Below are 12,019 nucleotides of genomic sequence, written 5' to 3'. Positions count from 1 at the left end.
CTGTTTAAAAAGCCAAGCGTTCATATACATGAAAATAGTAAGAATAAGGGTTATTTTCATCTGTTATTCCTTGGGTAACAGATGTCTCCTTCCATTCCGTGCAAATCAACATTTGGAAAGAAAGTGTCACCTTCAAATTCTGCATGAATCTTGGTTATATACATTGTTTCTACATATGGAAGAAATATTCTATAAATTACTTCTCCGCCAAAAATAAATATTTCTTCTTCCTTTTCACATAATGTAAAGACTTCATCTAGTGAATGAGCCATTTCACAGCCATCAAATACTATTTCTCTGTCTCTAGATAAGACGATATTCCTTCTGCTACTTAGTGCTCTTCCAATAGATTGAAAGTTTTTTCTTCCTAAAATAATTGGATGCCCTGAAGTAATCTTTTTCACATACTCCCAATCTCTCGGAATTCTCCAAGGAATATCATTATCCTTCCCAATTACTCTGTTTTTGTCCATCGCTACAATTAAAGAGTCCTTCATGAAGCACTCCCCCTATTGACTTATGTAAAATAGCTTAATAGTCGATCAAAAGAATCAATCTCCGCAAATGGTTTTATCTTGGTAGCGTTCTTAATCTTACGTGGATTAAACCATATACCTTTTAAATTGGCATTTTGACAACCACCAATATCACTTTCTATGTCATCCCCAACAAATAATGTATCCTCTGGCTGCACATTAAGCTTATTTAAAACTAGCTCAAATATGCGTTTGTCCGGTTTACTAATTCCTACTTCATCGGAAATGATGATGGTATCAAAATAATGATGTAAATTGGTGTTGATTATTTTTGCTTTTTGTCTTTGAACAGTACCATTTGTGATAATTGCAACCTTCACTAGGCTCTTTAACCTATTAACTATATTAATCGTATCTTGATTCACAGAAAAACAATACGGAAAATGATTATTCCAAAAAACTAAGATATCATTGTGTGGTATTCTGTATTTCGGTGGAAACGCATCGAAAAATGCTTCCAAAACCTTTGTTTTATCCTTTTGACCATAGCATTTCTTATCCTGTTCTTTGAATTCTTGCAGCATTTCTTTTTTTAAGGAATCGTTAATATCCTCATAACATTTTTCTAACATAATGAAAAACAGTTTATCTACGGCATTATCTCTATCAAGCAAGGTGTCATCTAAATCAAATAGCACTGCTTTGTAGTTGCTCATATAATTTCATCGCCTTTCTTACCCTTACCATTTAAAATTCCACATAAAAAGGTTGGCTACTTTCATCCAAACATTTCTCTATTCTTTCTCTAAAATTCTTATGTGTCACCATTTCCAACGCTTTCTCAATGGAAAAATACCCTACTTCCAAACTTTCTGGAGAAGTGGTTAATTCCCCTCCAACTGGTTTTGCTAAAAACAGCGTATTGCATATAGAACGGTTGACATTTTGAAAGATTCCACAAAATTTGATTACTTCAATATCAATACCTGATTCTTCTTTCGCTTCTCTAACTGCAGCATCTTTCAAGGACTCTCCCTCTTCCACTTGTCCGCCTGGCATTTCCCAGCCTCTTTTAGGTCCCTTGATTAATAGAATTTCGCCCTGTTCATTGATAACAATCGTCGCTGCTGAAACGATATGTTTTGGCGGTGACCATTGCTGTTGTGTACTTTTAATCAATTGATTTCCCTCCGTTCTTTTTAGAGCTTTTCTACCCTTGCATTTCCTCCACTGTTTTAATAATTCGATAGAATGCTTGATTAATAGGTGTTTCGATGCCAAGCTTCTGACCATAATCGATAACTTTTTCGGCAAATAAAGCGACTTCTGTTTTTCTGCCAGCTTCGATATCCTGCAACATTGATGTCTTTCCTGTACCACTAACTTTGCTTAATACATTGGCAAAAAAATAATCCACGTCTTTTTCTGTTAGGTCAATCTCCTTAGCCTGAGCAAGCTGAATTACTTCCTTCATCGCACTTTTTGCTAGTTCTCTTGCTGGTCCTTCTTTTTGAAAGAAGGCATATGGAGCTCTCGTTACAGCGGAAGCTTGATTCATGCCTACGTTAATCATGAACTTATTCCATAGTGCTCGTTCCATATCTTCTGGTACATCAACTGGTATGCTTGCTCTTTCTAAGCATTCTCTGACCTCTTTTACGCAATCCGTCAGCTCTATATTTACTCTTTCCCCAAAAGTGATAATCCCAGGAGTACTGTAATAGATTCGATTGTCTTCTCTTGTTGAGTCAATACCATTGCAGATGGAATAGAGAATCTTTTCTTCCCCATAGCTTTGTGCTATTTCTTCCTCGCTTGTAATCCCATTTAATAAGGAAAGAATTACTGTTTTCCCTCCTACAAATGGACGAATTAGGGAGATTGCTTCTTGAAGCTGTCCATATTTTACTGCAAGAATAATCAGTTCAAAGGCTTCTGATTGTGTTTCATGATTGATGTACTGAAAGGAGGTTTCCTCCCCGTTTATATAGTACTTTTCTTTTTCGTATTTTGTTTTTCTATGCTCATCGACAATAATTTGTACTTCTAATCCTTCTACTTCCTGAAGCATTTTGCCGTATACTGCACCAATTGCTCCAAGTCCTACGATACCGATTTTTTTGATGGTCACTTTTCTTTCCTTCTTTCTGCAATTATTCATAATCTTTTAAATTATTCTAACATATATTTCTAGTAAAAATACTTCCTTTTCATCAACGAAAAGGAAGTATCTTCTATCCTATCTTATCTTTACCTGCTTCAATCGCTTTGTTAATGGCTTTGCGAATGATTGCTTTCTCTTCTACATCTTTATGTTCCTTCAGTATATCGCATACAATTTTCCTTGAAGTCACTTCATTTCTCATTATCGGGTAAACCAATGAATACAAATATGCCGCTTGTTTTCTATATATGGTTAGTTTCACTGCATGTTATTTACAGGAAGCACGAGCGTTATTTTAAATAAATCTCCATCTGTATCAATCGTCATTACTCCCTCATGAAGGTCGATAATCGATTTTGCAATCGCAAGTCCAAGTCCGGATCCTTCCGTATGTCTAGAGGTATCCCCTCGTTTAAAACGCTCAAATAATTCATCCATATTGTCATCTAGTTCATACTTAGAAATATTTTTAAATTGAAGAATCGCTTGCCCTTTTTCTTGTTTAATCGAAAGGTAGACACGAGAATGCTTCAAGGAATACTTCAAAATATTTCCTATTAAATTATCAAATACTCTCCATAGTTTTTGCCCATCTACTACTGCATTAATCGACGGCTCTTGATTGGTTACACGAAAATCAAGAGTAGAGGATTTGATTGTTTCATCATATTCTCCTAATGCTTGCTGTAAAAGCTGCACTAAATCTACCTTTTCCTTCTTCAATTCCACATTGCCACTAACCATTTTCGAAACTTCAAATAAATCATCAATCAATACTTTCAACCGCTGTGATTTACGGTCAATAATGGCCAGATAACCATCTTTTTCTTCCTCTGATAGATGTTTATTTTTCAATAATTCCGTATAGTTAATGATGGATGTTAAAGGTGTTCGTAGATCGTGACTGACATTCGTAATTAATTCGGTTTTTAGGCGTTCGCTTTTTTCCTGGGCTGTCTTTGAAACAATTACCCCAGATTTTAACGTATTAATATGATCCGCAAATGCTGTTAACTCTTTCGCCCCTTGGATTGATATTTCTTGATGTAAGTCCCCATTTATTACCGCATTCGTTTGTGCAAGCAGCTTACTAGAAGCCTTTATATTTCTCACCACAAAAATAATAACTGGAATTCCAATGATAAGGGCAGCTACTAAATAGAATGGGATAAGAATTTGCAATACCAGACTTATTGGTAAAAATAGACCTAACATAAAAATCACTAGCAAGCTACCAATCGCTTTTTTGGTAAAATCTCTACTGGATAGAAGCTGTGAAATAGCTGTTTTCATCTTATTTAAACTTATACTTATAAAAGTATTTTTCCACTTTATTTTCTCTTTAAATAGTAGATAGCCTTGAATGAGAGATAGTGTTACAAATACCCATGCCAAAAGAAGAAAGGCAAGAATATCACCCCAATTTCCTCCTAATTCATTCACCTTCATGGATAGTTGGTCCCCGATTCCCCATAGTCCAATAACAGCTAATATGGCACTTATCACCAATAGCATATATCGGATATCAATTGGAACCTTTCGATAAGAAGGATAGTCCCATTGCGCAAAGCTGATTTTCCTTTTTACAAGCATGAAAATACATACTACTAAACTGATAATGCTCAATGAGCTTCCAAAAATCATTTTCTTTTGATAAGCATAATACTTATTCTCTTCCTCTATCAGCAAACTACCATTACTTAATTTTTTTGGTACAGCAACAACTCCTTCATAATTACCAATCTCTTTTTTTAACTGATTTACGATAGTAGGCGTATTTCCATCTTCCCATGACCACATTGTAAATCCATTATCCCTGTAGATTATTGATTGTCCTGGCAAATTTAACTTCTCTGTTTCCGCAGTAAAATAGTAGTTGCCGAAGAAATTTGCATTTTCCTTGTTAATTATCTTATCTACTGTTTCTTCTGGAGAAAGAGTCATATTAGTTACAACTGCTTCCGTTTTACTGTTTTTTAAATAATAATAGAATGATTCAGCCCATTGCTCAAATTCATATTTTGTATTTTCCAAATCTCGATAATATCGATCTACCTCTAATTGCTTTTCTTCTTTTATTTTTTCTTGGACATATTCATCATTTGGCAATAGCTCTGTGATTTCCTTTATATCTCGATCTCTTTCTTCTGTTAAAAGCTCCTCTACTGCATCATCGCCATTTTCGATTGCTAGGGCTATATCTTCTTCATATTGCTCATTAATTAATTGCATTTGTTCATTTAGACTTGCGTATGAATCACGATATTCAGCGATTTCTTCTTTCGTGACGCTGATGTTCTTTTTCGCTTCTTCTATTGGCACCTGATATAACTGATAATCACTTAATAGTTCTGTAAAATACATTCGTTTGTCTTCAAACTTGGTGGAGTCATAATAATTTGTATGTATATATTGCGTTAGCCATATTTTTAGCGGCGCTAGCCCACTAAGCCCTATCGTAACCAACAATGTCCAAACAATAAAAACTACAATAAAAACCCCTCTACTTCTCCATTTTGTAGCCAATGCCCCACACCACCTTTAAAAAACGCGGATTTTTTGGATCCACTTCGATTTTCTCGCGTATTTTTCGAATATGTACCGCGACTGTATTTTCGGCATTGTATCCAGGTTCCTTCCATACACTTTCATAAATCTCCGCAATGGAAAACACTCTGCCTGCATTTTTCATCAATAAAACAACGATTTTATATTCAATTGGCGTTAGCTTTACACTTTCTCCATTTACCGCTACTTCTTTTGCCTCCTGGTCTAATGTTAAGCCATGAAGGTCTATTTTTTTCTTCACACCATCAAAGGTTCCAAGTGTCACATATCTTCGTAATTGCGATTTCACTCTTGCGACTAGTTCCATTGGATTGAATGGTTTTGTGATATAATCATCAGCGCCTATTTGCAATCCCAGTATTTTATCCGTATCTTCACTTTTCGCGGTCAGCATAATAATCGGGATATTTTTTTGTTCACGAATTTTATAAGTAGCAGAAATCCCATCTAAATTCGGCATCATAATATCCATTAGAATTAAATGAACAGTTTGTTCCATTAAAATATCCAATGCCTCTAGGCCATCACTTGCTTTTAAAACGGTAATCCCTTCGTTTTTAAGATATATTTCAATGGCATCTCTAATTTCTTTCTCATCATCCACTACTAGCACACTTACTTTCTCCAACAACAACCACCTGCTTTCTCTCTCTTCGCTGTCTCTATCATAGGCAAAAAATCTTAATATCTGCTAAGCAAATTTCTTAAGATTTTCTTAATATTCTACTAGGATATTCCATTCTCTCATTCTATCAGAGGAATAGTTTTGTTCACACCACTATTTCGTTGTAATCATTTCTTTCACTAGGTAAAAGAAAAATGGCTTTCATCCACTATTGATGAAAACCATTTTTCTTATTGTTTAGCCTTTATTTGTTCCCGAATCTTCTCTAGTTCCTCAAGGGACAGTTCCCCTAATGACTCTTTTATTTCTTCTTCCATGCGCTTGCGGTTTTTCTCTCGGTATAGATTCCACCAGTCACGAAGGCCTTCTGTTTGATCCAATATGTAATCAATGTCGATTTCTTCTACCTCATCATCCGAAATATACTCCAACACTGCTGCTAGCATGCGGTTTAATTTATCTACCTCTCCTTCTTTCTTTTTTGTATTCGTCGTTTCCTTCTCTACTTCTTCGCTAAGTTCTTCATCTTTGCTAGGCATTGTATTCCTCCTACCTTTATTCCTGTTTTCCCTAGTATTTCCGTTAGAAAAATGCACTATTCTTTTCAGTGCAGGAAAAAGATATCCCCATAGCGAATCAATGATTGTAAGTTTATGTTTAAGGAGTGTGTAAAATGGAAGCACGTCATGAAAATTTATTTAAACAATTGGAAACCTATCGGAAGGAACTTTTAGGGACTGTTGAAATGGTGACAGACGAGCAAGCGGAAATCGTCCCAGATGGATTTAATAATAATATCCGCTGGAATCTCGGTCACCTTTATCTCGATCAGTTTTTATGGATCGAGGCATTAACAAAAGTAGCCTCTCCTACTTCGAAGCAATTTAATCAATGGTTTGGTTTCGGTACAACACCAGCTAACTTCACAGATGAGACACCATCCTTCCATGAATTAAAAGAGCTTTTAAACGCTCAACCACAAGAAATATTAGAGAAATATCGCAATGAGCTTGAAAAAGAATATCCCCCAATCGATATGGGCATGCACACAATCGAACAAGTATTAATTCGAACGATTTTTCATGAAGGCATGCATTTACAGGCGATAAATGATTTGAAAAGGTTTATTTAGAGATATTTGGGAAGAAAAAATGGCCCTATGAAATCGTTAAGCGAAATTATGCTTACCATATTCTCATTAGAAATAATCGGTAAAAGTTTTATTATCTAAAGCAACGAAGGATTCGGATCCTACAAAAAATCAAAACCACTGAACAAACAATTTCAGTGGTTATTATCTGTATCTATAAAAAAATGACTACATTATCTCGTTTTGGTGTCTTTAACACTATAAAAGCTATTCACTTTCCCCTTTTACTCGTCTATTTTCCTCTTGTTTTAACCAATATCTAATACCCTTTCCAGCCAATGGTTCATCCTTATATCTTGGTATTAGGTGAAGATGACAATGAAAAATCTCTTGGTTAGAAACTTTTCCTACATTCCATCCTATTGTATAGCCATCAGGAGAATGGTAATTATCTATAAACTTTTTTGCCTCATGTACTAGCTCATATGTATCGTTCCACTCTTCTTGTGTTAATTCAAAGACGTCCTTGTGATGTTTTTTAGGAATTATTAAACCGCTACCCTCTAAGATACCTTGATGTTTGTTATGTTGCAAAAAATAACATGTTTCATTCTCCAGGACAATATTTTGGTCCCTATCTTTATGTGGATTACATAAAGGACAATCTAAATCATAAGCCATTTTTCTTCTCCTATAACTATCTCTTTATTCATCCGCCACATCACCAAAAAATATCAAATTCCCCCCTAAGCATCACAATCAATGCTTATCTTTGCCTGCAATTTTCTCAATCAAAGCTGGCAACCAATCATCCAGATTAGTGAACACAAAGCCCGCTTTTCCTGCCTTTTCCGTATTCATATACCATGTGGCAGGAATGGCAAATGGGGAGGTGTTTTCTTCGTCCCCTTTTAACGTTATTTTCGCAGCATGCCCTGTAACCTTTTCAATCATACGGATTAATTCTCCCATTGAAATTTTCCCATCTGCGGTTGCATTAAATGGTCCTTCCACGTCTGAAAAACCTGCCCATTTTAGAAACATAGCAGCTTCTGTGGCAAGAATAAAGGACATTTCTGCATCCATATTAACAAAGCCAATCGTTTTTCCTTGCTGAATCCGCTCCACATGAAAATGCAAACGACCTGTGTAATCATCTTCCCCTAACACGATAGGGAACCTTACTGCCACAACTGGAAATGTTGCATACTGAAAGAAAACGGCTTCTGCTTGTCGCTTTCCTTCGTTATATGTAAATGCCTCTTTATCTCCCCATGCTATCGGATAATGATACGGATCAAAGTCTTCTTCTCTCTTTTCCATTCCATCTGCAGCATACGTCGATAAGGAAGAAGTAAACACAAGCTTGCCAATGTTCCCGTTAAAAATCTCACAAAAATCTCTTGCTTCATTTGATGTATAGCAAATATTATCATAAACAATATCAAATTTTCGACAGTCAAAATGATTAATAAGTTGTTCCTTCATAGATCGATCACCGATGATATGCTCTACTTGATCGCCAAATGAATGACTTGTTGTCCCACGGGTCATAATCGTAACCTGATGCCCCTCTTCCAATAACATTTCCACAAGCTTTTTTCCGAAAAAACGAGTTCCACCAAGTACTAATATTTTTTTCATTCTTTTTATCCCCTACTCTTTGATTTTACTTTAGAAATTCCATAAAGAGGAGCTATTTCCTCCTTTTTAATCCATTATATTATTTCCAAAAAACTACATTATTTTGCAATAAAATATTCTGCATTCAAAATTTGTTCTTTCTAAATCCCAGATGTAACGCCCTGAACAATTTGGCACCCATTATTCCACATTTCTGCGTGTCGTAATTTCGCTAAGTGAAATATTCTTTCCAGCTTTGTTCCTTTGTAATCGTTAATTCCCCCTGTTCAAACACCCTATCTTCTTCCTCTGAAATCGCACAAAAGCCGTTATTTAACACACAATGCCATGCTTCAAAATCAGAAAGGAGCACTTTTTTATCAGGTATTTATACTGTTAAACATACAATTTTTGTACCTTTCTGAAAGAGACTTTCATGCTTTAAATTCGGTTTTTTCATCCAAAGCCAAACTGGAAACAAACCATTATTATTCAGCCTCTTATCCATTTGTTTGATCATCCATTGATAAGAATGGAGGAAATCTTTATCCACAAACTTCTCATCCCCAATGAAGTAGCCGATTTGATTTAAGATTTTTACCACTTCGGTTGCTTGGTTGGTGAAGTATATAGGCATCAATCAAGCTCCTTATCTTTTATTTCGCTATTTCAGAAAAATCATCGTTATGGTAATATTAAACAAAAAAGGAAAGGAAATTCTATGAAACAGAATTACTATAGCGTTGGATCTTTTACTATTTTTTCCGTATCTTCTGTGGCTTACATACTTGCGTTTTTTATGAGTCTCCCTTTTCCCAATACTCTCTCTATAATACTCCTTAGGCTTTTTCCTATTATTGGGATAATCTTCGGTTGCTTAGGAAAAAAAGGATTCTTCAAAATTTGCGGCCTTATCGGTAATGTCCTTCTTTTATATATTAATGGTTGTAATCCCTTTCGTTACCTCATTTTTTTGGAATCAACCTTGATTTCATTTAATGATCTTATAAATATTGACAGGGGGTATTTATTTGCAACAAAAACAATCACTTCTATTAATCATACTTATTAATATCGTCATTTTTTGTTTACATCAGTATTTATTCTTTTATGTTAAAATTTCCGATTTCCTTTTGCAGCTTTTATATTTTCTTATCACTTTTTTGCCTTTAAATGTATGGTTTTGGCGCAGTAAATTTAAGATAAATTTTTATCATCACTGGGTATGTATTTATATAGGACTCCTATGCTCCACTTTCTTTTTCTTTCTGTTTAAAACTTCGACAACAGATACAGCAGATTTTTTATCTATAGGCGAATTCTACTTTGATTTATTTTTAACTATATTGGTTTTTTCGTTTGGAGAGATGGTAATATTAATTTGTTTGAACGGGGTTACTTATATTTTTAGAAGATTAGTAGGCTACCACTGAAACGCTTTCATCTTCACCTCTTTAACAAAAGCAGCTATAATAAGCGTCTGAAATCTTTATTCAAACAGGGTTTCTTCCATTTAACAATAAATAAAGGTATTTAAATGTCCTCTCAGCAAGGACATTTAAATACCTTTTGTCTTTTTATGGTGCCAGCGTATAATGGTAAATAAGTCAAATGGAAATTTCTTAGAAAAAAGACAAACTTTAAGAAAAGTCCCCTATTTCCATTTTTAGGAAGAATCAACCATCACAGAGTATTATTATAGGGCTCCTCTAGAGCGTGAAAGGACCTTGCGTTTCATCCTACAGGGATACCGCCTAGCGAATATAAACTTCGATTTTCACGTATTATTCGTATTTGCAGGACAAGATCCATAACGCTGGCACACGAGGTCTAAAGCCTCAGGCACGAAATACAATGTGATCTAACGTCCTAGAGGAGCCCCATTTTAGCTCAAACAATAATAAATTTATAAAAGGTTAAATAATGGTACGATAAACTTCTAAATTAAGCTGATAGGCAAGTATTTGACAAGACGTGGACTTCATAAAACCGTTTTGTGTTAGCGACTCTAAGCTTCTTACTTATTTCATCTACTAGAACATAGTTCTCTTGATCCGTATGGTATAAGGTATGGTTTCGAATCATGGAAAAGGCTAGGCGAATCATTCGGTTTCCTAAGGCTATATAGGCCTGACCCGTGAGTTTTCCACGCTCCTTAAAGGCTTTATATCTTTGTTTCATTTCGGGATTATTTACAGCTAGGGATTTACCTACCTGGTAGGTGATATTTCGGAATGTTCTTCTTCCTTGTTTAGAAATACAGAAATAAGATGGTCTTTTCCCTCCCGATTGCTTCACAATAGGATTGGTCCCTGCCAATTTAATTAATTGCCCCGCATGTTCGAAATCGGAGATATCGCCCATTTCAGCGTATAATTCAGCTCCAGTAACCACTCCTATCCCAGGAACACTTAGAATAACTGCTCCCTCCATACCAACAAACAAATCTTCAATTTTACGTTCTAATTCACCAATTTGGTTATTCAATAATTCAAAACGATCCAATTTTTGAGTTAGGAGAAAAATGTCCCCCTCTAAAGATGCTTTGGGTTGAGATATCGAATTTTCCGCATAGTTTAATAGAATCTGAATGGTGTTGTCTCTTATTTTTAAGTTTTCACGAATGGAAAGATCACGTAATCCCTTTTCCCCAAGCTTTAAAATATCGCTTGGATGGGGATAATGCCTCATGAGGTAGAGAGGTGCTTTTCCAAACAAATTACTAAATGGTTCCACTTTTTCACGCTTTCCTTTTACCCAGACGGATTTCCCCTGAAATTCCCTAAAAATATGGTCTAAATGCATACGAATCAAGTTTTGAGTAGCTGTTCGTTCCCCCACTAATTCGCGTCGGGCACGTGTAAGTTTCTGTAGGCTTAGCACATCACCAGAAGCTAACTCGTTGGATGTCCCCCGGCCATGAATCATGGATTGAACAATGGCCATTAGATCTAAATTATCCGTCTTAGACCAATTTAATAGGGTTTGTCTTTCCTGGGCAGTAGTAGCTGCATTCAAAGTTCGAACATGATAGCCAAGCGAATGACTTTTTCTAACAAGATCCTCGTAATAATGCCCTGTCGTTTCAATCCCCACTACTACTTCTTTCAGTCTGTTTTTATTCTTTTCCGACTCAATGATTCTCTTTAAATAGTCGAAACCAGTCATAGAAGCATCAAACTCGAAAGGTTTGACTAAAATGTCCCCATAAAACGTACAAATCAATGCTTTTTGTGTAAACTTTGCCGCATCAATCGCCACTAACATTAAATTTTCTGTCCCTGTCTCTCTCAAGAACTCTGCCCATCGACTTCCTTTTTTACCTTGAATGTGGTTAAATATTGAATATGCCATCGTTTTCATCTCCTTGGTAAGGGTAGTAAGATTGGAAGTTCTGTGATAGGTACTTCCATTTTACAATGAAAACGGTGGCTTTTTTCTAATTATTTGACCTATTTACTATACTAGGCACC

At 35.5% G+C, this 12,019-nt stretch carries 11 protein-coding genes and 1 pseudogene; 1 reads left to right on the top strand and 11 read right to left on the bottom strand.

What is annotated here, in order from left to right; genetic code table 11:
- Positions 1-4: 4 nt before the first annotated feature.
- From ADJ83_RS12175 to ADJ83_RS12145, 7 genes and pseudogenes are all read right to left on the bottom strand, one after another.
- Positions 5-497 (bottom strand): annotated as a pseudogene (locus ADJ83_RS12175) (dihydrofolate reductase).
- Between the two features lie 20 nt (positions 498-517).
- The gene (locus tag ADJ83_RS12170; protein WP_031537801.1) at positions 518-1,192 is read right to left on the bottom strand and encodes an HAD family hydrolase; all 675 of its coding nucleotides are present in this window, start codon (positions 1,190-1,192) and stop codon (positions 518-520) included.
- Between the two features lie 31 nt (positions 1,193-1,223).
- Entirely contained in the window at positions 1,224-1,655 is a 432-nt protein-coding gene (locus ADJ83_RS12165; protein WP_031537800.1) for an NUDIX hydrolase, read from the bottom strand.
- A 31-nt stretch (positions 1,656-1,686) separates the two neighbouring features.
- Positions 1,687-2,607, bottom strand: coding sequence for a ketopantoate reductase family protein (locus tag ADJ83_RS12160; RefSeq protein WP_031537798.1), 921 nt, complete (start codon positions 2,605-2,607; stop codon positions 1,687-1,689).
- A gap of 291 nt (positions 2,608-2,898) precedes the next feature.
- Positions 2,899-5,166 carry a sensor histidine kinase gene (locus ADJ83_RS12155; RefSeq protein WP_031537797.1) on the bottom strand — a complete coding sequence of 756 codons (2,268 nt, stop codon included), beginning with the start codon at positions 5,164-5,166 and terminating at the stop codon, positions 2,899-2,901.
- Positions 5,144-5,836 carry a response regulator transcription factor gene (locus ADJ83_RS12150; RefSeq protein WP_031537795.1) on the bottom strand — a complete coding sequence of 231 codons (693 nt, stop codon included), beginning with the start codon at positions 5,834-5,836 and terminating at the stop codon, positions 5,144-5,146. The genes ADJ83_RS12155 and ADJ83_RS12150 overlap by 23 nt, the downstream gene beginning before the upstream one ends.
- Positions 5,837-6,063: 227 nt before the next feature.
- Complete coding sequence (locus ADJ83_RS12145) at positions 6,064-6,372, bottom strand: hypothetical protein (RefSeq protein ID WP_031537793.1); 309 nt, start codon at positions 6,370-6,372, stop codon at positions 6,064-6,066.
- Positions 6,373-6,506: 134 nt separating this feature from the next.
- On the opposite strand from ADJ83_RS12145, the gene ADJ83_RS12140 reads away from it, so the two are divergent.
- Positions 6,507-6,965: a DinB family protein gene (locus tag ADJ83_RS12140; RefSeq protein ID WP_031537792.1), complete on the top strand. Its 459-nt coding sequence runs from the start codon at positions 6,507-6,509 to the stop codon at positions 6,963-6,965.
- A 225-nt stretch (positions 6,966-7,190) separates the two neighbouring features.
- Here ADJ83_RS12140 and ADJ83_RS12135 read toward each other — a convergent pair whose 3' ends face one another.
- The 4 genes from ADJ83_RS12135 to ADJ83_RS12115 all read right to left on the bottom strand — a co-directional run bounded on the left by ADJ83_RS12135 (position 7,191) and on the right by ADJ83_RS12115 (position 11,900).
- The gene (locus tag ADJ83_RS12135) at positions 7,191-7,604 is read right to left on the bottom strand and encodes an HIT family protein (RefSeq protein ID WP_031537790.1); all 414 of its coding nucleotides are present in this window, start codon (positions 7,602-7,604) and stop codon (positions 7,191-7,193) included.
- A 78-nt stretch (positions 7,605-7,682) separates the two neighbouring features.
- Positions 7,683-8,567: an NAD-dependent epimerase/dehydratase family protein gene (locus tag ADJ83_RS12130; protein ID WP_031537789.1), complete on the bottom strand. Its 885-nt coding sequence runs from the start codon at positions 8,565-8,567 to the stop codon at positions 7,683-7,685.
- Positions 8,568-8,934: 367 nt separating this feature from the next.
- Positions 8,935-9,183, bottom strand: a complete 249-nt coding sequence (locus ADJ83_RS26225; protein WP_231512558.1) for a DUF3841 domain-containing protein — start codon at positions 9,181-9,183, stop codon at positions 8,935-8,937.
- A gap of 1,307 nt (positions 9,184-10,490) precedes the next feature.
- The gene (locus ADJ83_RS12115; RefSeq protein WP_016205067.1) at positions 10,491-11,900 is read right to left on the bottom strand and encodes an IS110 family transposase; all 1,410 of its coding nucleotides are present in this window, start codon (positions 11,898-11,900) and stop codon (positions 10,491-10,493) included.
- Positions 11,901-12,019: the final 119 nt, after the last annotated feature.

The organism is Bacillus sp. 522_BSPC, from assembly GCF_001076885.1.
Taxonomy (GTDB): domain Bacteria; phylum Bacillota; class Bacilli; order Bacillales; family Cytobacillaceae; genus Niallia; species Niallia hominis.
Note: the sequence above shows the minus strand (reverse complement) of the source record. Positions and strands in the feature narration are given on the sequence as shown.